Origin of the sequence: Variovorax gracilis (assembly GCF_030317115.1) — a bacterium.
GTDB classification, from domain to species: Bacteria; Pseudomonadota; Gammaproteobacteria; order Burkholderiales; family Burkholderiaceae_C; genus Variovorax; species Variovorax gracilis.
This window is the reverse complement of sequence record NZ_JASZYF010000018.1, coordinates 87,829-107,971: the sequence shown is the minus strand read 5'-3', so window position 1 is coordinate 107,971 and position 20,143 is coordinate 87,829. Positions and strand designations below refer to the sequence as shown.

Below are 20,143 nucleotides of genomic sequence, written 5' to 3'. Positions count from 1 at the left end.
CTGCAGTTCGCAGCCACCGTCGCGCAGGTCAACTGGCAACTCGCACCGAAGTCGCCGTGGGCGATCGGCCTGCGCTACGTCTTCGCCGACGTCGACCCGAAGCTGCGGGAGGAGCCACAGCCTTCCGGTCTCGCCGACAGTGCCCGCGTGACGATCTCCGCACCGACCGCCATCCTCGAATACGACACGCGCGACAACGTCTTCACGCCAACCCGCGGCGTCTACGCCGAAACGTCCTGGCTGGCCTCACGCGAGGCCTTGGGGTCGACCGATGATTTCGAGCGATTCCAGCAGATCGTGATGGGCTGGCAGCCACTGGCGCACGGCGTCACGCTGGGGGCACGTGGAAGCTATGCCTGGTCGTCCGACGGCACCCCCTTCTTCCTGCGGCCGTTCGTCCAACTGCGTGGCGTCCCCGCGATGCGATACCAAGGCGACCAGGCCGCCTCCCTCGAAGTGGAAGCGCGCTGGCGATTCTTCGGCCGCTGGAGCGGTGTCGTCTTCGCCGGGGGCGGGACCACACGCACCAGCGGCGACAACTTCTCCGCCACACAGAACGTGGGCAGCGGCGGCTTCGGCTTTCGCTACGAGCTGGCACGCAAGTTCGGTCTGGACGTGGGCGTCGATGTGGCTCACAGCCCGGGAACGACGGCGGTGTATCTGGTGGTAGGCAATAGCTGGTTCCGGCCTTGAAATGGTCCGCCGCTTCGAGGTGGGCGCTGGCCTACCTGAAAGGCTTCGAGATCAAGCCTTCGTCCAGCCAGGTCGAGCAGGCGCACACCCAGCATGCGAAACGGGCGTCGCGCGCCACGCGCGTCGGCAGGACCTGCAACTCCTTCAAGTGGCCCATGTTCCGCCTGATGCGCTGGTTAGGCCATCAACAGTGCCTCGTACTCATCAATGAAGTGGTGCAGAGAACTTTCCACCACCGTCACCGCACCATCGATCAGTCCACAACGACCACTGCCAGGAAGAAGGCGGCACAAGTTCATCAGCGACTCCAGATCGCTCTGAACACCACGCCCGGTATCGATGCGGTTGAGCACGCGCGCCAGCTGAAAGGTGCCACCCTTGCAAGGCGGGCACTGGCCGCATGATCCCTGCGCGAAGAAGTTCACGTATTCCGCCACCTTGCGAACAATGCTCGTGCCTTGGGAGACCACGATCATTGCGCCAGTCCCCAAGCGCGAGCGCCTCTGACGCACCGAGTCGAAATCCAGCGGCACATCCAGATCGTGCTTGGTGAGCAGCGTGTTGGATGGTCCTCCGGTGAAGACCGCCTTGAACTCCTTGCCCAACAGCATGCCTGCGCCATGAACGAAAACCAGTTCTTCAAGGCTGGTTCCCATGGCCAATTCATACAGTCCGGGCCGCAGCACGTCACCCGAGAGGGAATAGAGCTTGGTGCCTGACGCATTGCCGAGTCCCAGGCTTCGATACCAGGAGGCGCCATGCCGCAAGATCCCCGGCACATGCGCCAGCGTTTCGGTGTTGTTGACGATCGTCGGCGCTCCATGCACGCCGTTCTCGGCAGGAAAAGGCGGCTTGCGGCGCGGGAAAGGAAATCCACCTTCGACGGTGGCGATCACGGCCGTTTCCTCACCGCCGATATAGAGACCCGAACTCGGGACCACCTTCAGCGACAGCGGCCCGCCGAGAAGCTCCTCGATGGCTGTGAAATGGGCATGTTCGCGCCATTGACCAACGGCTTCGCGAGTGACCGTCAGCGCGCGTGGCTGATGCGGATTCACGTAGATGATCACGTGGTTGGCGCGCGTGGCGACAGCTGCGATCAGCGCACCTTCTATGACCTGATGCGGCGTGTGCTCGAGCAGGAACCGGTCCTTGAAGGTGCCAGGCTCATCCTCGTTTCCGTTGCAGACGACATACTTGTCGCCATCTGGCGAGGCGGCCACAGGCGCCCATTTGCGATGGGTCGCAAAGCCGGCGCCGCCCATTCCTCTCAGATCAGCCTGCTCGATCTCCGCGATCACTCGAGCAGGCTCATGCAATGCCTTGGCCAAACCCTCGCCCCCACCGCGCGCAATCCATGCAGACAGATCGGCGCCCACAAGGATGTCATCCCTCAGCAGTACTTGATTCGGTGCGTGCATCCTGTCCTTCCTGCGGCAGCTCAGCGTACGCCGGCCACGCGGTGACCTCGCGCCTGCTGGCGGATGATTGCGTCCGCGCGAAGGTCGAAATGCGCGTAGTCGGGAAAAAGCTGCGGAGACCTCGATTCCAAGGGCAGTCCCGCCAGGGTGAGCTCGCGCTGCCAGGCGTGGATATGGGCGATGCTGGCTCGGCCTGTGATCACGCGACCCGCCGATTCGGCCGCCTTCGCGCCGGCGCGTCTTCCCATGCTCAGGATGTCGAGCAAGGCATTCCCCATCAGGCGGTTGCGACCATGGATGCCCCCGCTCAACTCGCCCACGCAGTGCAGACCGCCGACACTGGTCTCGCCGAGCTTGTCGATGGCGACCCCGCCGTTCTGATAGTGCAGCGTCGGATAGACGAGAAAAGGCTCCTGCGCCGGATCGTGGCCGCACTTGCCGGCCAGATGCCTCAATGTCACGAGCCGCTCTTCCAGGATGCCGGGGTGCTCCTTTTCGAGCGTCGGCGTGTCGAGGAAGACACCGAGCTGTCCATCACGCTCGATCCCCCGCCCCTCGCCACATTCACGCAGGATCGCGGAGGCCACCACGTCGCGGGCCTTGAGCTCGTTAATGAAGCGCTCACCTTTGCCGTTGATCAGCTTCGCGCCCGCGGAGCGGGCCGCCTCGGAGATCAGTCCGCCCGCCAGATGCTGTGGATGAGCGATGCCGGTCGGGTGGTACTGGAACGAATCGAGCTCACGCAGCCTTGCCCCGATGCGGTACGCGAGCACCAGCCCGTCGGCGGTGGCGCCATAGTGGTTGGACGTAGGGAAGCCATTGAGGTGCAGCCGGCCCGCCCCACCCGTCGCGAGAATCACCGACCGCGCCCGCACCATCACGAAGCTGCGCCATTCGAGGTTGTAGATCACCGCCCCGGCGCAGCGTCCGCGCTCATCGGACATCAGTTCCACCGTGGGACACCGGTTCCATACCGAAACGCCGGGATCGAGATCCACTGCCTCGCGCAACACGCGCATCATCTCGAGCCCTGTGTAGTCGCGGTACGAATGAATACGCGCCGCCGACGCACCGCCTGGCTTCTTGCGCAGCAGCTTGCCGCCCATGGGGCGGCCCTCCGCGAGGTCAAACATCATGCCCAGCTGGATGAGCCAACGCAGGACATCCGGGCCGTCCATCACCATCTGGGCTACCAGATCGGGCTCGCCACAGAAGTGACCGGCGCGCAAGGTGTCCTCGAAATGAAGCTGCGGGCTGTCATCAGCGCCCACTGCGGCTTGGATGCCGCCCTCGGCCATCACCGTGTTGCTGTCGCCCAGGCGCAGTTTGGTCGCGAGGATGACCTTCGCGCCATGCTTCGCGGCGGTCAGCGCCGCAGCGCACCCGCCGCCGCCGCCCCCGACCACCAGCACGTCGGTCGTCACCAGTTGTGCGCCAGCAATGTCGATGTCGTCGATCAGCGAATTGGCGTGGAGCTGGCGCGCGAGTTCGGGCTGGCAGGGGTCACCTTGGTTGACCCCAACGGCAAGGGGAACGCGCGCGTTGGCTCCATGGTCGGGATGCCATTCCTTGAGCAGTTGCTCGACCGTCGTGGTGTCGCTGCGAAGCGCGAGCGCCACGCCCGGCTGATAGCGCCGGCGGGCTTCTTCGTAAGGAATCGAGGCGGCCATGGGCTGCTCACCTTTGCGTCAGCCTGGCCGCCGCGCACCTGGCGCGCCGAAGTCGATCGACATCTCACCGCGCTCGATCTGCTCGATGCGTCGCATGACGTCGGCAGGCCGTAGCGAAACACTTGCAATCATGCGCCGGACGAACAAGCCGAGGTGGTTCGGGTCGATGTGCTCCGGGCACGCCAAGGTGCAGAGATTGCACATGACACACTCATCGAAGACCTGGCCGGACGCTCCCAATTCACCGTCCACAGCGAGGTTCACGCCACGCTGCACGTCCAGGCCCTTGGGACATGCCCGGTCGCAGCCGCCGCAGTGACGGCAATGGGGCGCCTCGGGGAAGATCTCGAGCAGCTTGCGCGGCGCCTGCCAGCTGTCGGCGATGTCCTCGATCCGATAGACGTGGTGCGTCGATGGCGTGAGATAGTCGAGGAACGACACCTGCATGCCCTCCTCGACCACGGTTTCGCAAGCCAGCTCCGTCCCCACGTCCGGCTGGCCGGCGCGGCGGACCAGGACACGGCACGAGCCGCACACGCCCTGCCCCATGCACCCGACGCCCTCGACGAGCGTCTCCCCGGCCTGCACAAAGGCCTGCAGGATCGAGCTGGTGGCCGGGGCGGCAATGGACCGGCCTTCAACGATGAGGCGTACCATCTTGTCGGTCCTTCTCATCGGCCAGGTGGGCGCGGCGGCGATCCCTCCCATGGCGGATGAAAGAAACGATAGCACAGCGAGGAGGTTCCGTGAGCACTTGGTGGAAGGCTCTTGCGCCCGTGGCCGTGGCGATCGCTATCGCGATGATTCCCGCGCCGGACGGCTTGGGGCAGCATGCGTGGTTCTACTTTGCGATCTTCGCTGGCGTGATCGTCGGGCTCATGCTGGAGCCGCTGCCTGGAGCGGCAATCGGCCTCATTGCGGTCACGCTTGTCACCGTCCTGTCCGAATGGGTATTCTTCAGCCCGGCAGAGTTGGCCCGGCCGGGCTTCAACGCGGCCAATGCCTCGCTGGCCTGGGCATTGTCCGGCTTCGCCAATGGGACCGTGTGGCTGATCTTCGGCGCATTCATGTTTGCCCTGGGCTACGAAAAGACCGGCCTCGGGAAGCGCATCGCATTGCTGCTGGTGCGAGCCATGGGCCGCAGGACGCTCACGCTGGGCTATGCGATTGCAGCGGCGGACACCCTTCTTGCGCCCTTCACGCCATCGAACACCGCGCGCAGTGGCGGCACCATCTTCCCTGTCATCCGGAATCTGCCGCCGCTCTACGACTCCATGCCGAACGACCCCTCCGCGCGACGCATCGGCTCTTACCTCATGTGGACCGCGATCGCCACCACTTGCGTGACGAGCTCGATGTTTCTCACCGCATTGGCGCCCAACCTGCTCGCGGTCGAGCTGGCAAAGAAGGCGGTCAACGTGGAGATCGGGTGGATGCGGTGGTTTCTGGCCTTTGCGCCGGCGGGCATTCTGATGTTGCTGGCCGTGCCCTTGCTCACCTACTTCCTGTACCCGCCTGAAGTGAAGGAGGGAAAGGAAGTCCCGGCATGGGCGGCGCAGGAACTGGTCAAGATGGGGCGGCTCTCTTCGCGCGAAATCATCCTGGGCGTCCTCGTTCTGGTGGCCCTTGCCTTGTGGATCTTCGGCGGCGAGATCATGAACGCGACCACAGCCGCGCTGGTCGTGATCTCGCTGATGCTGCTCGCGCGAGTGATCACTTGGGAAGACATGCTGGCAAACAAGCAGGCATGGAACACCTTTGCCTGGTTTGCCACTCTGGTCGCCCTGGCGGACGGCCTCGGCCGGACGGGCTTCGTCAAGTGGTTTGCCGACGCGATCGCGGTCCACATGGTCGGGTTCTCACCCACTGTCGCAGCCGTCATCCTGGTGCTGATCTTCTTTTTCTCGCACTATCTGTTCGCCAGCGTCACCGCCCACACCACGGCCATGCTTCCCGTCATGCTGGCCGTGGGTTCGAGTGTTCCCGGCATGCCCATGGAGCCTTTCACGCTGATGCTGGTCGTCACTTTGGGCATCATGGGGATCCTCACACCCTATGGCACCGGACCCAGCCCGGTGTACTACGGCAGTGGCTACCTTCCAGTTGGCGACTACTGGAGGCTCGGGGCGATTTTCGGCGTGATTTTTATCGTCCTGTTCTTGGCGATCGACGTTTTGCCCCGCGTGCTCTAGTTGCTGGCTGCGTTCCTCTATCCAAACTCGAATCAGCCAGCGACGGAACTACGCAGCGAGGCACTCGTGGGCTCGGCCTCCTGGGAGCCCCGGCCGCGTGGTCTCCGGACCTGTCGGTCGGCGCACAATGACACGAACTCGTCGGTGACTGCGGCACCCCCTCGCCCACTCTTCAGGAATTCAACATGAAACATCGCTACTGGATGGTGTCGCTGCCCATCCTGCTGTCGGCCTGTGCCGCGGGATCCACGAATGGCGATAGCTCCGTGCAGCCCACCCTGCCGCCCGCCGATGTACCAAGAGTGAAGGCAGAGATTCTCGCCATGCGCGACAAGACGCTCGACGAGCTCTTTCTGCAAAAGCCCGAGACTCGCGATGAAGTGAAGAAGGCGGTCGGCTATGCGGTGTTCGATTCCTCGCAGATCAACGTCCTGCTCTTCGTCGGGGCGCGCGGCACAGGGGTGCTGGTCGACAACGCAACGCAGGCAAACACCTTCATGCTTGCAACGCGCGCCGGTACCGGGCCGGGCATCGGGTACAAGGATTTCCGCCAGGTGATGATTTTCAAGAACAAGGAAGTGTTCGACCAGTTTCGCAGGCTCGGCGCTGACGTCGCTGCGTCGGCCGACGCAACCATGAAGCTGGGCACCGCGGGATCATCGGCGGACATGTCCATGTCCTTCAATCCCTACGTGTCTACCTACCAGTTCACCGACAAGGGCGTCCTGCTGCAGGCCAACTGGGGTGGCGCCGCGTTTGTGCCCTACGCCCAGCTGAATCAGCCCTAGAGGCCTTGCGAGTGAAGTCGGCTGCCGCAGGATGGGCTCTCGCATGTGTACTCCTATCGGATGGACTACGGCGCCGCGGCAGCGAGGCCCCGCGCGGCTACGCAACTTTTTCAGGCGTTTCTCGTTGCTGCAGCGGCGAGCAGCGCAATCAGTCGATTGCTCGCCGGCGAGAGATAGCTGCTCTCGCGATATGTCACGACCATGCGGCGCCGCATCGTCGTGCCTTTGACGTTGACCTCCTTTAAACCTGAGCCAAGTTGACCGGCCTGCAAGTGGTGCCGTGAGATGAAACTCAACAGTCCGGTCTCTGCAATCAACGCCGGCAGCATCAGAAGCATGGAACTTTCTATCTGAACCTGTGGACGCGGCAAGCGCCGACGCTCGAAGGTCTGATCAAGCCAGTCGCGCGTCGGCGCGCCGGGCGGTTGCAGAACCCAGCGGTAGGCGCACAAGTCCTTCAAGACAGGCGAACTCAGAAAGACTTCGTGCGTTGCACTGGCTGCTACGACGATGGGATCTTCTGCGAGGAATTGCGACGTGATTCCGGGCTCGCCCGCACTCTCGGTTTCGATCGTCATGTCGAGCTCACCCGAGCGCAGCTTGGGCTGGAGCACGTCGCTCAGGCCGACGACGGTATGGAGCTGGACTTTGGGCGCTTCCGCTATGAGTTGGCGCACCGCGGGCGGCAGGAGAAACTGCGCCGCCGTTGGAATGATCCCGATGCGCACGGTCCCTGAGAGCCCGCTCCCGATGTCGCCGATCTCCCGTCGCGCCTCTTCCACATCAAGGCGCGTGCGCCGAGCCCATTTCAGCATCACCTGCCCGGCGGCTGTGAGCTTGATACCGCGGCCGGAGCGCTCAAAGAGAGGCGCTCCGCACACCTCCTCCAGTCGACGAACGGAGCTTGTCAAGGCCGGTTGTGTGCGGTGCAGGCGCTCGGCGGCCTGGCCCACGTGCTCGAGTTCGGCGATGACTTCGAAATAGCGCAGGTCTCGAAGGTCCATTGCAAAAGCCCAATCTATGTAATTTCAAAAACAATCAATTGGACTGTAGGCCTGGCAGCGTCAATACTCAAGGCCAAGAACCACAGGTTGCCGACACTCCGAACAGAGGCGGCATCACGAGTGGACAACCGCTGACCAGGAGACAACCTTGAAGCAGAACCCATTCCCGGAACACTGTTCGTTTCGCGCGTCACATCTCGACGAGCTGAACGACATGGCTGGCGCCGTCCGAGTCGCCCGCTAGCGTCTCTCCCTTTCCCCCACCCCCCCGCCGGCGTAGCCGGCAACCTTGAAGGAGACTTTCATGAGTCAAGCCGCTGCATTGCCCGACGTTATTCGCGACATCGAACGCACTCCCGCCGACGTCGTCGACAAGGCGTCGGCCTTCGCCTCTTCCATCCTGGCCGACGTGGCGGGGCGCCGCGGCGCCCTGCACGGGCGCATCGCCCCTTTGTCGAAGTCGATGCGCTTCGCCGGGACGGCAATCACCGTCGAGGTCCGTCCGGGCGACAACCTGATGATTCACGCCGCGATGGCGATCGCCAAGCCGGGCGACGTGCTGGTGATCGATGGCAAGGGCGACCAGACGTCCGCTCTGATGGGCGAAATCATGTCGCACCAGTGCGTTGCCCTCGGCATCGTCGCCGTCGTGATGGACGGCGCATGCCGCGACAGCGAAGAGATTTGCAAGATGGGCTTTCCGATGTATTCGGTCGGTACCAATCCGAATGGTCCCACCAAGCAGGTGCCAGGGCGCTTGAACCACCCGATCTCGATCGGCGGCGTCACCGTCCATCCCGGTGACCTGCTGGTGGGTGATGGCGACGGCGTGACCGTGATCGAGCGCGAGAAGGCGGCATCGCTGCTGCCTCTGGCCGCCGAAAAGGTCGCGATGGAGACCAAGCGCATCCAGGGCATCAAGAGTCGCGAGGCGCTTCGCCCGAGCTGGCTCGACGGCGCCCTGCGCACTGCCGGCGTCCTGAAGCAAGGAGAAACTCTGTGAGCACGACCACAAGATCCGTGGTGCTTGTCACCGGAGCTGACCTTGCAGAGCAAGCCCTGAGCCTGCTGGGTGACTACGAGGTCATCTTCGCCGGCAAGACACCGACCGAAGATGACATCGTGGCGCTGTGTGCCAAGTACAACCCGGTGGCCATCATCGTTCGCTACAGCAAGGTAGGCGACAAGGCCATGGCAGCGGCGCCTTCATTGAAGGTCATTTCCAAGCATGGCAGCGGCACCGACACCATCGACAAGGTAGCAGCGCGTGCCCGTGGCATTGAAGTGGTCGCAGCTGCAGGTGCAAACGCAGCGGCCGTCGCGGAACAAGCTCTTGCATTGCTCCTCGCATGCGCCAAGTCGATCCCGGCGCTGAATACACGGATGCATGGCGGACACTGGGACAAGGCGACGCACAAGAGCCTCGAGCTTGGCGGGCGCACGATCGGCTTGGTTGGTCTCGGTGCCATCGGACAACGATTTGCCAGGATGGTCGACGCGATGGGCATGCGCGTCGTGGGCTTCGACCCGTACGCGAAGGACCTGCCGGATTACATCCAGCCCGTGGACCTTGCAACGATCTGGCGCGAGGCCGATGTGATCTCGTTGCACTGTCCGTTGACCGAAGAGAACCGTAACCTGATCAACGCACAGACGCTGGCTGCATGCAGGCCGGGGGTCGTGGTCGTCAATACCGCGCGAGGTGGACTGATCAACGAGACGGATCTGCTGGCCGCCTTGCAAACCGGTCAGGTTGCCAGCGCAGGACTGGACAGCTTCCAGATCGAACCGATGACCGCAGGCCATCCTTTCCAGGGCGCCGCCAATCTGATTCTGAGCCCGCACATCGGGGGCGTGACGAGCGATGCCTACGTGAACATGGGCGTCGCCGCTGCCAAGAACGCGCTGGAGGTCATCGCGCGTCAATCCGTCGCCGCGTAAAGCCAGAGCGCTCATCCCTGTCGAAAGAAAAAAATGAGACAAGACATGCATGTCGATCGCACTTCAGAGGCGGCACTGGAAAAGGCAACGATGCGGCGCGTCACGCTTCGCCTCGTGCCCTTCCTGATGCTCTGCTATTTCTTCGCGCTGCTGGACCGCGTGAACGTCGGTTTCGCCGCATTGCAAATGAATCATGACCTCGGCCTTTCGGCCGCGGTCTTCGGGTTGGGTAGCAGCCTGTTCTTCGTCGCTTACTTCCTTGTCGAAGTGCCGAGCAATCTGGCGTTGGAGAAATTCGGAGCGCGTCGGTGGATCGCTCGCATCATGATCACGTGGGGAATCATCTCAGCAGGGATGGCCTTCGTCGTGGGACCGTATTCGTTCTACGTGATGCGGCTGCTGCTAGGCGCAGCAGAGGCCGGCTTCTTCCCGGGGGTGGTGCTGTTTCTCACATACTGGTTCCCGGCCGCGTACCGTGCACGAATCATTGCCATCTTCATGGTGTCGATCCCGGTCGCAAGTTTCATCGGCTCGCCGGTCTCGGCGCTCTTGCTGGAACTCAACGGCTTGCTGGGGCTCAAGGGTTGGCAATGGCTCTTCGTGTTGGAAGCGGCCCCCACCGTCCTGCTGGGTGTGGCATGCCTTCGCGTCCTCACTGACAGGCCTGCCGACGCGAAGTGGCTCTCTGCCGAGCAACGCACCTGGCTGGCAGGCCGCATCGAAGCGGACGGCGGCAAAAAGACCGCGATTGGCCACCTGTCGATCTGGCAGCTGTTTCGCAACAAGCATTTCCTTGTGATGGCGCTGGTGTGCTCGGGCGCCTCGGCGACTGGTACAGCGCTGTCGATCTGGCAGCCGCAGATCCTGAAGGGATTCGGCTTGAGCAATCTTGAGACCGGCTTCTTGAACTCCGTGCCGTATGGAATTGCCTCGGTGCTGATGGTTCTCTGGGGCCGGCATTCAGATCGCACCGGCGAACGTCGCTGGCATACCGCCCTGGCTCTCCTGCTGATTGCCTGTGGTCTCGGAGCATTGACGCTGACAAAGGGGATGCTCGCGCCCACCGTGATGCTGCTGAGCTCCGCGCTGATCGGTGCCTACTCGTTCAAGGGGCCGTTCTGGGCTCTGTCGTCGACCTGGATGTCACCACGGGCAGCGGCGGCCGGGCTGGCCGGTATCAACGCGATTGCCAATCTGGTCGGTGGGGGTGCCATCTCGCTTGTGGGCCTGATCAAGGAATCGACGGGGAGCTTCTCGCTCGCGCTCATGCCTCTGGTCCTCCTGACCTTCGTCGGAGCCTTCAGCGTGCTGTGGATGACGCGACAGCCGAGTTCGATGTCGCCCTCCGCGGCGAGTGCAGCCTGACCGCGCCCATGGACGTGCCGCCGGAGACTCATATGAACCTTCTTCAAGCTCCGTTCGTTCGCGACCTCGAGACATTCACCAGCACGCCCGCCCACTTCCGGCGTATCGGGGAGCGTTCATCCTGGGCTGACGCCAATCGCGCCGGGATGCCGGTGGTTGATTCGACCCACAGTCGCCGCACTTTCGTGAAGTCCGTCGCAGGCCTGTCCGGTCTCGCACTGGGCTTGGGCGGGTGTGCCGCCGCGCCGGCGCCCGTGGTGCGAGGAGAGCGGCTCGCCGTACCCTACTCGCACGGGAGCGAAGCGCCGGCGATACCCGTCCCGATCGGCGCGACCGATTGCCATCATCACATCTTCGATCCGCGCTTTCCGAGGCCGAACGGGCGCACCGGCATCTGGGGGACGGTGGATGACTACCGCCAACTTCAACGGCGCCTTGGCTTGTCTCGCTCGGTGATTGCTTCGCCTTCGAGCTATGGCTTCGACAACAGGTGCCTCGTGGATGCGCTCGATGCCTTCGGGGGCAGGTGCCGAGGTGTTGCGGCGGTCAGACTCGAGGACAGCGACGCCGAACTCGACCGGTTGCACGGTCACGGCGTTCGAGGCATTCGCCTGTACCTGATCGGCGACGTACCGACCCCGCCGACCCGCTTCGCTGCCTATGCCGACCGGATCGGCCGCCTCGGGTGGCACATCCAGGTCGTTGCGGTCAGCGATGAGGCCCTGGTCGCGGCGGAGCCCGCATTCAGCACGCTGCAATGCACACTGGTGATTGACCATTTCGGCTATGTGGCGCAGCCCGGCGGAATCGATCGCCCGTCGATGAAGGTACTACGCCGACTGCTCGACAAGGGCAATGTCTACGTGAAGCTGTCGGCGCCGTACATCAGTTCGAAGGTCGGTGCCCCGACCTATGCGGACGTCGATCCGGTCGCGACGGCGCTCGTGCAGGCCGCGCCCGAACGAATGCTGTGGGGTTCCGACTGGCCCCACCCGCTGGTGACGACGGATCCCAGGCCGGACGATGCAGCGATGCTGGATCGACTTGCCATATGGGCGCCTGATCCCAATCGACGACGACAGATCCTGGTCGAAAACCCCACCCGGCTTTACTGGGCGCAATAGGCGCTGCGCGGCACCGCGCGAGGCAATCGCTTCCAGGCCTGCCCACCCGAATCATCAACTTAAGGAATTCCCATGAAAGCATCTGACCTCTTTGTCAAAGCCCTGGAGAACGAGGGCGTGGACCGCATCTTTGCGGTGCCCGGCGAGGAAAACCTCGACGTCGTCGAATCGCTGCGCGGCTCGAGCATTCAGCTCATCCTGACGCGGCATGAGCAATCAGCGGCTTTCATGGCCGCAACGCACGGCCGCCTCACGGGCAAGCCCGGCGTGTGCATGGCGACGCTCGGCCCCGGCGCGCTCAACCTCGTGACGGGCGCGGCCTACGCTCATCTTGGCGCCATGCCCATGATCCTCATCACGGGCCAGAAGGCCATCATGACGGCGCGCCAGGCGCGCTTCCAGATCGTCGACATCGTCGCGACCATGAAGCCATTGACCAAGGCATCGCGACAGATCGTGAGCGCGGCCAGCATTCCGACGGTGGTGCGTGAAGCGTTCCGGCTTGCCGGGGAGGAGCGCCCGGGTCCCGTTCATCTCGAGTTGCCCGAAGACGTGGCTGCAGAAATGGTGGCGGACGACATTGGGGTGGTTGAAGTGCATCCTGTGGAGCTTGCGGCCGCGCAGGAGACGTCGATCGACCGCGCAGCCGCGCTGTTCATGGCCGCCAAGCGGCCCCTTGTGATGTTCGGTGCCGCGACCAATCGCCCACGACTCGCTGGCCAGTTGACCGATTTTGTGCGCCGGACCGGCATCCCGTTCTTCAACACGCAGATGGGCAAGGGCACCGTCGCAGGGATTGGCAGCGCTGACGGGGGCACCGAGCTTTGGATGGGCACCGCAGCATTGACCGAGCGCGACTATGTTCACGAGGCGATCGACAAGGCGGATCTGATCCTCGCCATCGGTCATGACACGGTCGAAAAGCCGCCGTTCATCATGGGCGCCAAGGGGCCGAAGGTGGTCCATGTTGGCTACACCCCGGCCATCGTGGAGCAAGTGTTCTTTCCGCATGCGGAAGTGGTTGGCGATCTCGGCTCGAGCCTTGCACGCCTGGCAGACAAGGTCGAGGGCAAGCTGCCGAACGCAGCCGCTCTGGTTCCTTTGCGGGAGAGCATTCTGAGGCGAACGATGAACCGTGCCACTGAATCGCGTTTTCCGCTCACGCCGCAGCGCATCGTCCACGACGTGCGCGAAGTGATGCCGGCCGATGGCGTGGTCGCGCTGGACAACGGCATGTACAAGATCTGGTTCGCTCGCTGCTATCGCACGCGCAGTGCCAACGCGCTGCTGCTCGACAACGCGCTGGCCACGATGGGTGCGGGCCTGCCGTCGGCCATGATGGCCGCGCTGCTGTACCCGAAGCGGCGCGTGATGGCGGTGTGCGGCGATGGCGGCTTCATGTTGAATTCGCAGGAACTCGAGACGGCCGTGCGACTGAAGCTGAACCTGGTGGTGCTCATCATCCAGGACGACGCCTACGGGATGATCCGCTGGAAGCAGGCGGTCGACAGCTTCACCGATTGGGGCCTGACCTTCGGCAACCCGGATTTCGTCAAGTACGCCGAGGCCTACGGTGCCAAGGGGCGGCGCGTGGAATCGGCCGAAGCGTTGGTGTCGACTCTGGAAGCCGCGTTCAGCGAGGGGGGCGTCCAGCTGGTCACCGTGCCTGTGGACTACTCGGAAAACAGCCGAGTACTCGTCGACGAACTCAGGAACCGGGTTCCAGAGGTGGCACTGTGAAGACCCGGGCCGCCGTTCTCTACGCAATGGATGCGAAGCCGCCCTATGCGGTCTCCCGGCCATTGCGCATCGAGGAAGTGGACCTCGCGCCGCCGGGTGCCGATGAAGTCCTGGTCAAGATCGCCGCGGCGGGCTTGTGCCATTCCGACCTGTCCGTCATCAACGGGGATCGTCCGAGGCCGATGCCGATGGCCCTGGGGCATGAAGCTGCCGGCGTCGTCGCGGAAGTGGGATCCGGAGTCACCGACCTGCAGGTCGGCGACCATGTCGTGGTTGTCTTCGTGCCGAGTTGTGGGCACTGTGCGCCCTGTGCCGAAGGACGTCCGGCGCTGTGCGAACCGGGAGCCGCGGCAAATGGCGCCGGCACACTGCTCTCCGGTGCCAGGCGATTGAGTCGCGGTTCGGAGCCGCTGAACCACCACCTGGGTTGCTCGGTCTTCGCGGAATACGCGACGATGTCGCGACGCTCCGTCGTCAAGATCGACCCGAGCGTGCCCCTGCATGAGGCGGCGTTGTTCGGGTGTGCGGTCCTCACCGGCGTGGGGGCGGTTGTCAACACGGCTCAGGTCAAGATGGGCGCCTCGGTTGCGGTGATCGGCCTTGGAGGTGTCGGATTGGCCGCTCTGATCGGGGCACAGGCAGCCGGTGCGCGCCAGATCATTGCGATTGATCTGTCGGATGAGAAGTTGGAGCAAGCGCGAGTGCTCGGCGCGACCCACACGGTCAACGCCGGGCAAGACGATGCGCTCGAGCAGATTCGGTCGCTGAGTTCCGGGGGCGTCGAGTTTGCCTTCGAGTTCGCTGGGTCGGTTCGGGCGCTGGACCTGGCCTATCGAATCACCCGCCGCGGGGGCATGACCGTCACTGCTGGATTGCCGCCGACGGCCGCATTGTTCCCGTTGCCTGCGGTCAGCCTCGTGGCCGAAGAGCGCACGCTCAAAGGCAGCTACATCGGTACCTGTGTCCCCTCACGCGACATCCCGCATTACATCGAGCTCTTCAAGCAAGGCCGTCTGCCGGTGGACAAATTGCTCACCGGTCGGTTGAAGCTCGACCAGATCAATCATGGTTTCGACCTGCTGCACGAAGGCAAGGCGATCCGACAAGTAGTGGAGTTCTGAATGTCTGACCAAACTGCAGCCATACCCGCCTCAGGCGTCGACGCGTGGGCCAAGACGATGCAACCGCTCATGAAGGCGATGTTTCCGGCAACGCCGTCGCTCGCGTTTGGGCGGGCCTCTGACGCGCGACCGTCGATCGAACAACACTTCGCGGGCCTGAACGAGACCTGGAGGGAGTCCCTCGAGCAGTGGACGGACCTGCTGAAGGAGGGCACTGAACCGTCGTCCTTGACGCCGGAGGCCCTGCGCGCGTTGTTCACGCCTGCCCGCTGGAGTGGCTCAGGCGCGACGGGCATTGATTCGGATCTGAGCCGGGTTCTCGACGGGCCGAAGTTCGCGACACTGTGGAAACTGGACCGTGACCTCGTCGAACTTCAGCAGTGCGCAGTCAGGCGCGACAAGGCGGTACAGGCCTACCAGGCCTTGGTCCAGCGCGCCTGGAACGCCGCATTTGCTCGGTTCGCCAAGAGGCTCCCATTGACCAGCGGCGACACACCGGCCACCTGGCGCGGCTTGGCCGACCGCTGGCTCGAGGTCGCCAACGAGACGTTGATCGAGGCACGCCGAACCGACGAGTTTGTCGAAGCGCAGAGTCGAATGCTTCGAGCGGCCTCGGACCACCGCCTCAAGGAACGCGAACTCGCCGAGGCGTGGTGTTCTGCGTTTCACATCCCGACGCGCAGCGAGATGGACGAAGTGCAGAAAACGACGACCGAGCTGAGGCGAAGAGTCCGTCTGCTGGAGCGCCGAGATGCCCCTACCGAGGGCGGCGGCACCGGACGCGGTCCGGTGCGCAAACCGAGGGCCGCCTCCGCTGCGACCCGTCGATCAACCAAAGCGGGAGCAGCACGATGACAACCACTGACAAATCTCCCGCCGCCCGGGCACTCTCGGAATTCAGTGAATTCAACCTGAGGATGGCACGTGGCCAGAAGCTACTCAAGCGCATCAAGGACGAGGACGTGCAGATCGCCACCGCCGACAAGGAGGTGGTCTTTCGGGAGGACAAGACGACGCTCTATCGCTACAAGTCGAGTGCCAAGCCCTCCATCGGCGTCCCTGTCCTGGTGGCGTATGGACAGATCGGCCGCTACACGATGACGGATCTGCAGGAGGATCGCTCGATGCTGCGAAACCTCCTGGCGCTCGGCGTGGATGTCTATGCGGTGGATTGGGGCAGTCCGAGTCGCAGCGATCGATGGCTGACTTTCGAAGACTATGTCGATGTCTATCTGAACGACTGCGTCGAGTTCATCTGCCGTCAACACGACATCCCGGCGATCAACCTGCTGGGAATCTGCGAAGGCGGGCTCTTCTCGCTTTGCTATGCGGCGCTCTATCCGGAGCGCGTGAAGAACCTGATCCTGACGATCACGCCGGTCGACTTCCATCAGGACCAGGCCGAGGGCAGGGCCAACCATGGGCTGCTGAACCTCTGGACGCGCGGCATGAGCGCCGATGACATCGATCATCTGATCGAAGCCAATGGCAACCTCCCTGGAGAGCTGATGAGCTACGTGTTTGCCCAGATGACGCCGGGCGCCACCTTGTCCAAGTACAACCTCGGCCTGCTCGACACGTTCGACGATGAGAAGAAGCTTCTGAACTTCCTGCGCATGGAGAAGTGGCTGGCGGACCGGCCGCACCATCCGGGCGAGGCGGCCAAGCAGCTGCTTGTCAATCTCTACAAGAACAACGAGTTGATACGCGGTGAGTTCGCACTCGGCGGTCGCAAGATCGACCTGGCCGAGATACGAGTGCCAGTGCTGAACGTCTTTGCCAAGGACGATCACATCATCCCGCCGAAGACGACGCAGGCGCTTCGCCAGGCTGTCGGCACCAAGGACTATTCCGAGATCGGCCTCGACGGTGGCCATGTCGGCGTATTCGTCAGCGGCAAGTCGCAAGGGGTGCTGGGCAAGGGCATCTTCGATTGGCTGAAGAAGCGCGATCGGTAGCCGGTGGCCAACCGCCAAGCTATTGCGACGCAACCCCGGCTCAGAGACGTGCAGGTGCTAGGGCACGGCGGCTTCCGGCGGCTTGCTTACGCGGAGTGGGGATCCGAGAACGCGACGCGCACGGTCCTATGCGTGCACGGCGTGTCCCGCACGGGTCGTGATTTCGACGTGCTGGCAACGGCGTTGGCCGCCGAAGGCGCCCGGGTCATTGCGCCGGACCTTCCGGGGCGAGGGCGCAGCGAATGGCTCGCCTCACCGTCGCATTACACGGACCGGGCCTACACGGGTGCCATGTCCACCCTTCTGGCCCGGCTCGACGTCGATCAAGTCGACTGGATCGGAACCTCGCTTGGCGGCCACATTGGCATGTTGATGGCGTCGGATTACGCGACGCCCATTCGACGGCTGGTGCTCAATGACTTCGGCGCAAGGGTGTCGGCGTCAGCCCTGCGGCGTATCGGGGCGGACCTGTCGAAGCGGTGGCGATTCGCATCGGTCGACGAACTCGAGGCGCACCTGCGCGAAATTCATGAGCCTTTCGGTCAGTTGTCCGATGCGCAGTGGCAGCAGCTCGCGCATCACAGTGCCGTGCCGGACCCTGCTGGAGGCGTGCGCTTTCATTTCGATCCTGGCATTGCGAGGCGCTTTGCGATTCCGATCTACCTCGACATCGTGTTGTGGCAACTCTGGGACAAGATCGACTGCCAGGTGCTGATCCTGCGCGGCGAAGACTCTGATCTGCTGACCGAATCGACGACCCGGGAGATGCTCAGCCGCGGGCCGGCCGCGAAGGCCGGCAAGGTTGTCATGGCCAGGATCCCCGACTGCGGACACGCGCCCGCCTTGATGGACGACCAACAGATCGCCCTCATCAAAGAGTTCCTCTTCGGTTCCGGACCGGTCGAGCGCCCGAAGGCTCGACGAATGGCTGCGGGCGCTCCGTCCTCCACTCCCTCCTCAGCGAGCACACGATGAAACAAGACAAGGTCGTCTCGGCCGACGCTGCGATCGCGCTGATCCGCGACGGCGATGCGGTCAGTTGCTCGGGCTTCGTCGGTATCGGCACGCCCGAAGTCTTGATCGAGGCGCTGGAGCGACGCTTCGTCGAGACGCAAGGTCCTCGCGACCTCACCCTCGTCTTCGCCGCGGCGCCGGGCGACGCCAAGGAGCGAGGGCTCAATCGCCTGGCGCACATGGGGCTGGTCAAACGGGCCATCGGCGGCCATTGGTCCTTGATACCCAAGCTGGCCAAGCTGGCGACCGACAACCTCATCGAGGCCTACAACCTCCCGCTCGGCGTCATCTCCCACCTGTACCGCGACATTGCCGCGCATCGTGCCGGCTCCGTGAGCAAGGTGGGGCTGGGGACCTTCGTCGATCCGCGCAATGGCGGTGGCCGGATCAATGCCCTGACCACCGAGGACCTGGTGCGAGTCATGGAGATCGACGGTGAGGAGTGGCTCTTCTACAAGACCTTTCCCGTCAATGTGGCGCTCATTCGCGGAACCACCGCTGATCCATCCGGCAACATCACGATGGAGCGCGAGGCGTTGGTGCTGGACGCGCAGGCAGCCGCGATGGCAGCGCGCAATGCCAACGGCCTGGTCATCGCCCAGGTCGAGCGAATCGCTGCGGCCGGCTCCCTGGACGCGCGCAGTGTCGTGGTGCCAGGCGCATTGGTGGACTGTGTGGTGCTCGCGCCGCCAGCTTTGCACGCGCAGACCTATGGCACGGACTACAGCGCGGCGCTTTCAGGCGAGATCAAGGTGCCGACGGACAGGATCGTCCCGCACGCTCTCGATGAGCGAAAGCTGATCGCGCGACGTTGCGCCTTCGAGCTGCCGCTGGGGGGCGTCATCAATCTGGGCATTGGCGTGCCGGAAGTCGTCGCTTCCGTGGCAGCCGAAGAGCGCGTGCTCGACGACCTGACACTCACAGCCGAGCCTGGGGTGATCGGCGGCATGCCGCAGGGCGGACTCGACTTCGGTGCGGCAGTGAATGTGCAGTCACTGTTGCACCAGAACCAGCAGTTCGATTTCTACGATGGCGGTGGGCTTGACCTCGCCTGTCTGGGCATGGCTGAAATAGACCGCGTCGGCAATGTCAACGTGAGCCGCTTCGGACCTCGGCTCGCGGGCGCCGGCGGGTTCATCAACATCAGCCAGAATGCGCGGCGCTTGGTGTTTGCCGGCACCTTCTCGGCCGGTGGGTTGGAGGTGTCCATCGAGGACGGCAAGGTGCGCATCGATGCCGAAGGGAAGAAACGCAAGTTCGTCGATGCGGTCGAGCAGATCACCTTCAGCGGCCCGCTTGCCGTCGGCAAGGGCCAATCGGTGCACTACGTGACGGAACGCTGTGTCTTCAGGCTCGAGCCGCAGGGCTTGCAGCTGATCGAAGTCGCGCCTGGCATCGACATCGACCGCGACATCCTCGGCCACATGGAATTTCGCCCGGCGATCGGCACCGTGTCCACGATGGACGCGCGCATCTATCGTCCCAAGTCCATGGGGCTCGCCGGGGTCCTCCAGGACCTTCAGCTCTCCGACCGATTGAGCTACGACGCCGACCGCAACATCCTGTTCGTCAATTTCGAGGGGATGGCGATCCGCAGTGTGGAGGACATCGAGAGCGTTCGGCGCGTGTTCGAGGCGCTGTGCGTCCGGATCGGCCACAAGGTCAACGTGGTCGTCAACTACGACGGCTTTCGACTCGACGAAATGGTGAGCGAGACCTACGAGGAGGTGGTCGCCACCTTGCGCACGAGGTTCTACAGCTCCGCGAGACGCTATGCGACAAGTGCCTTCATGCGCGCGAAGTTGGGCCCCGGCTTGCAGGCCCGTCATGCCTCGGCGGGCGTGTTCGAGACCCGCGCCGACGCTGCAGCGTTTGTTCGCCAGAGCTCGCGCAACGCCGACGCGGGCTGAGCCAGCGCATACCAAAAGCCAAATCTATCGATGGCAATAAAAGATCAATTGGACCATCCGGGTTCAAACGCGAATACTTGCGCCATCAAACGCACTGCTGGCACTGATCGGCAGACCACAGACAGATATTTGGAGACAAGCAAATGGAACTTTTTCGCCGTACCGTTTCTGCATCGCATCGCTCCGCTGTCGTCGCCCTGAC

General features: G+C 63.6%; 17 protein-coding genes and 1 pseudogene. 13 read left to right on the top strand and 5 right to left on the bottom strand.

The window, feature by feature from the left end:
- Positions 1–693 (top strand): annotated as a pseudogene (locus QTH97_RS26030) (BamA/TamA family outer membrane protein); the annotation flags it as partial.
- A gap of 31 nt (positions 694–724) precedes the next feature.
- Here QTH97_RS26030 and QTH97_RS26025 read toward each other — a convergent pair.
- The 4 genes from QTH97_RS26025 to QTH97_RS26010 are packed head-to-tail and all read right to left on the bottom strand — an operon-like array spanning position 725 to position 4,441.
- Positions 725–850, bottom strand: a complete 126-nt coding sequence (locus QTH97_RS26025; protein ID WP_286571401.1) for a hypothetical protein — start codon at positions 848–850, stop codon at positions 725–727.
- Positions 851–869: 19 nt separating this feature from the next.
- Positions 870–2,114, bottom strand: coding sequence for a complex I 51 kDa subunit family protein (locus tag QTH97_RS26020; protein WP_286571400.1), 1,245 nt, complete (start codon positions 2,112–2,114; stop codon positions 870–872).
- A gap of 20 nt (positions 2,115–2,134) precedes the next feature.
- Entirely contained in the window at positions 2,135–3,784 is a 1,650-nt protein-coding gene (locus tag QTH97_RS26015; protein WP_286571399.1) for an FAD-binding protein, read from the bottom strand.
- Between the two features lie 18 nt (positions 3,785–3,802).
- Entirely contained in the window at positions 3,803–4,441 is a 639-nt protein-coding gene (locus QTH97_RS26010; protein WP_286571398.1) for a 4Fe-4S dicluster domain-containing protein, read from the bottom strand.
- Positions 4,442–4,530: 89 nt separating this feature from the next.
- Between QTH97_RS26010 and QTH97_RS26005 the strand changes: the two genes are divergently transcribed.
- Both QTH97_RS26005 and QTH97_RS26000 read left to right on the top strand, forming a co-directional pair.
- Positions 4,531–5,976 (top strand): anion permease, encoded by a 1,446-nt coding sequence (locus QTH97_RS26005; RefSeq protein ID WP_286571397.1) that lies wholly within the window; start codon positions 4,531–4,533, stop codon positions 5,974–5,976.
- A 185-nt stretch (positions 5,977–6,161) separates the two neighbouring features.
- Positions 6,162–6,764 carry a lipid-binding SYLF domain-containing protein gene (locus QTH97_RS26000; RefSeq protein ID WP_286571396.1) on the top strand — a complete coding sequence of 201 codons (603 nt, stop codon included), beginning with the start codon at positions 6,162–6,164 and terminating at the stop codon, positions 6,762–6,764.
- 110 nt (positions 6,765–6,874) lie between these two features.
- On the opposite strand, the gene QTH97_RS25995 is transcribed toward QTH97_RS26000, so the two are convergent.
- Positions 6,875–7,768: a LysR substrate-binding domain-containing protein gene (locus tag QTH97_RS25995; RefSeq protein ID WP_286571395.1), complete on the bottom strand. Its 894-nt coding sequence runs from the start codon at positions 7,766–7,768 to the stop codon at positions 6,875–6,877.
- 304 nt (positions 7,769–8,072) lie between these two features.
- Between QTH97_RS25995 and QTH97_RS25990 the strand changes: the two genes are divergently transcribed.
- The 10 genes from QTH97_RS25990 (at position 8,073) to QTH97_RS25945 (ending at position 19,941) form a co-directional block, all read left to right on the top strand.
- A complete protein-coding gene (locus tag QTH97_RS25990; RefSeq protein ID WP_286571394.1) occupies positions 8,073–8,771 on the top strand; it encodes an RraA family protein in 699 nt (232 codons plus the stop codon).
- Entirely contained in the window at positions 8,768–9,709 is a 942-nt protein-coding gene (locus QTH97_RS25985) for an NAD(P)-dependent oxidoreductase (protein ID WP_286571393.1), read from the top strand. The genes QTH97_RS25990 and QTH97_RS25985 overlap by 4 nt, the downstream gene beginning before the upstream one ends.
- Before the next feature lie 45 nt (positions 9,710–9,754).
- Positions 9,755–11,074, top strand: a complete 1,320-nt coding sequence (locus QTH97_RS25980; protein WP_286571392.1) for an MFS transporter — start codon at positions 9,755–9,757, stop codon at positions 11,072–11,074.
- Positions 11,075–11,106: 32 nt separating this feature from the next.
- Positions 11,107–12,198 carry an amidohydrolase family protein gene (locus QTH97_RS25975; RefSeq protein WP_286571391.1) on the top strand — a complete coding sequence of 364 codons (1,092 nt, stop codon included), beginning with the start codon at positions 11,107–11,109 and terminating at the stop codon, positions 12,196–12,198.
- Between the two features lie 72 nt (positions 12,199–12,270).
- Positions 12,271–13,938 carry an acetolactate synthase large subunit gene (locus QTH97_RS25970; protein WP_286571390.1) on the top strand — a complete coding sequence of 556 codons (1,668 nt, stop codon included), beginning with the start codon at positions 12,271–12,273 and terminating at the stop codon, positions 13,936–13,938.
- Positions 13,935–15,059 carry a zinc-dependent alcohol dehydrogenase family protein gene (locus QTH97_RS25965; protein ID WP_286571389.1) on the top strand — a complete coding sequence of 375 codons (1,125 nt, stop codon included), beginning with the start codon at positions 13,935–13,937 and terminating at the stop codon, positions 15,057–15,059. Before QTH97_RS25970 ends, QTH97_RS25965 begins: the two co-directional genes overlap by 4 nt.
- Positions 15,060–15,914, top strand: coding sequence for a poly(R)-hydroxyalkanoic acid synthase subunit PhaE (locus QTH97_RS25960; protein WP_286571388.1), 855 nt, complete (start codon positions 15,060–15,062; stop codon positions 15,912–15,914).
- Positions 15,911–17,017 (top strand): class III poly(R)-hydroxyalkanoic acid synthase subunit PhaC, encoded by a 1,107-nt coding sequence (phaC, locus tag QTH97_RS25955; RefSeq protein WP_286571387.1) that lies wholly within the window; start codon positions 15,911–15,913, stop codon positions 17,015–17,017. Before QTH97_RS25960 ends, phaC begins: the two co-directional genes overlap by 4 nt.
- Before the next feature lie 3 nt (positions 17,018–17,020).
- Entirely contained in the window at positions 17,021–17,992 is a 972-nt protein-coding gene (locus QTH97_RS25950) for an alpha/beta fold hydrolase (RefSeq protein ID WP_286571386.1), read from the top strand.
- Entirely contained in the window at positions 17,989–19,941 is a 1,953-nt protein-coding gene (locus tag QTH97_RS25945; RefSeq protein WP_286571385.1) for an acyl CoA:acetate/3-ketoacid CoA transferase, read from the top strand. Before QTH97_RS25950 ends, QTH97_RS25945 begins: the two co-directional genes overlap by 4 nt.
- Positions 19,942–20,143: the final 202 nt, after the last annotated feature.

What these genes read in the sequence shown, in the direction of transcription:
- QTH97_RS25990 (WP_286571394.1), top strand. Translation starts at nt 8,073, where the DNA reads ATGAGTCAAGCCGCTGCATTGCCCGACGTTATTCGCGACATCGAACGC.
- QTH97_RS26000 (WP_286571396.1), top strand. Translation starts at nt 6,162, where the DNA reads ATGAAACATCGCTACTGGATGGTGTCGCTGCCCATCCTGCTGTCGGCC.
- QTH97_RS25970 (WP_286571390.1), top strand. Translation starts at nt 12,271, where the DNA reads ATGAAAGCATCTGACCTCTTTGTCAAAGCCCTGGAGAACGAGGGCGTG.
- QTH97_RS25945 (WP_286571385.1), top strand. Translation starts at nt 17,989, where the DNA reads ATGAAACAAGACAAGGTCGTCTCGGCCGACGCTGCGATCGCGCTGATC.
- QTH97_RS25980 (WP_286571392.1), top strand. Translation starts at nt 9,755, where the DNA reads ATGCATGTCGATCGCACTTCAGAGGCGGCACTGGAAAAGGCAACGATG.
- QTH97_RS26025 (WP_286571401.1), bottom strand. Translation starts at nt 850, where the DNA reads ATGGGCCACTTGAAGGAGTTGCAGGTCCTGCCGACGCGCGTGGCGCGC.
- QTH97_RS26010 (WP_286571398.1), bottom strand. Translation starts at nt 4,441, where the DNA reads ATGGTACGCCTCATCGTTGAAGGCCGGTCCATTGCCGCCCCGGCCACC.
- QTH97_RS25995 (WP_286571395.1), bottom strand. Translation starts at nt 7,768, where the DNA reads ATGGACCTTCGAGACCTGCGCTATTTCGAAGTCATCGCCGAACTCGAG.
- QTH97_RS26015 (WP_286571399.1), bottom strand. Translation starts at nt 3,784, where the DNA reads ATGGCCGCCTCGATTCCTTACGAAGAAGCCCGCCGGCGCTATCAGCCG.
- QTH97_RS26020 (WP_286571400.1), bottom strand. Translation starts at nt 2,114, where the DNA reads ATGCACGCACCGAATCAAGTACTGCTGAGGGATGACATCCTTGTGGGC.
- QTH97_RS25975 (WP_286571391.1), top strand. Translation starts at nt 11,107, where the DNA reads ATGAACCTTCTTCAAGCTCCGTTCGTTCGCGACCTCGAGACATTCACC.
- QTH97_RS25960 (WP_286571388.1), top strand. Translation starts at nt 15,060, where the DNA reads ATGTCTGACCAAACTGCAGCCATACCCGCCTCAGGCGTCGACGCGTGG.
- phaC (WP_286571387.1), top strand. Translation starts at nt 15,911, where the DNA reads ATGACAACCACTGACAAATCTCCCGCCGCCCGGGCACTCTCGGAATTC.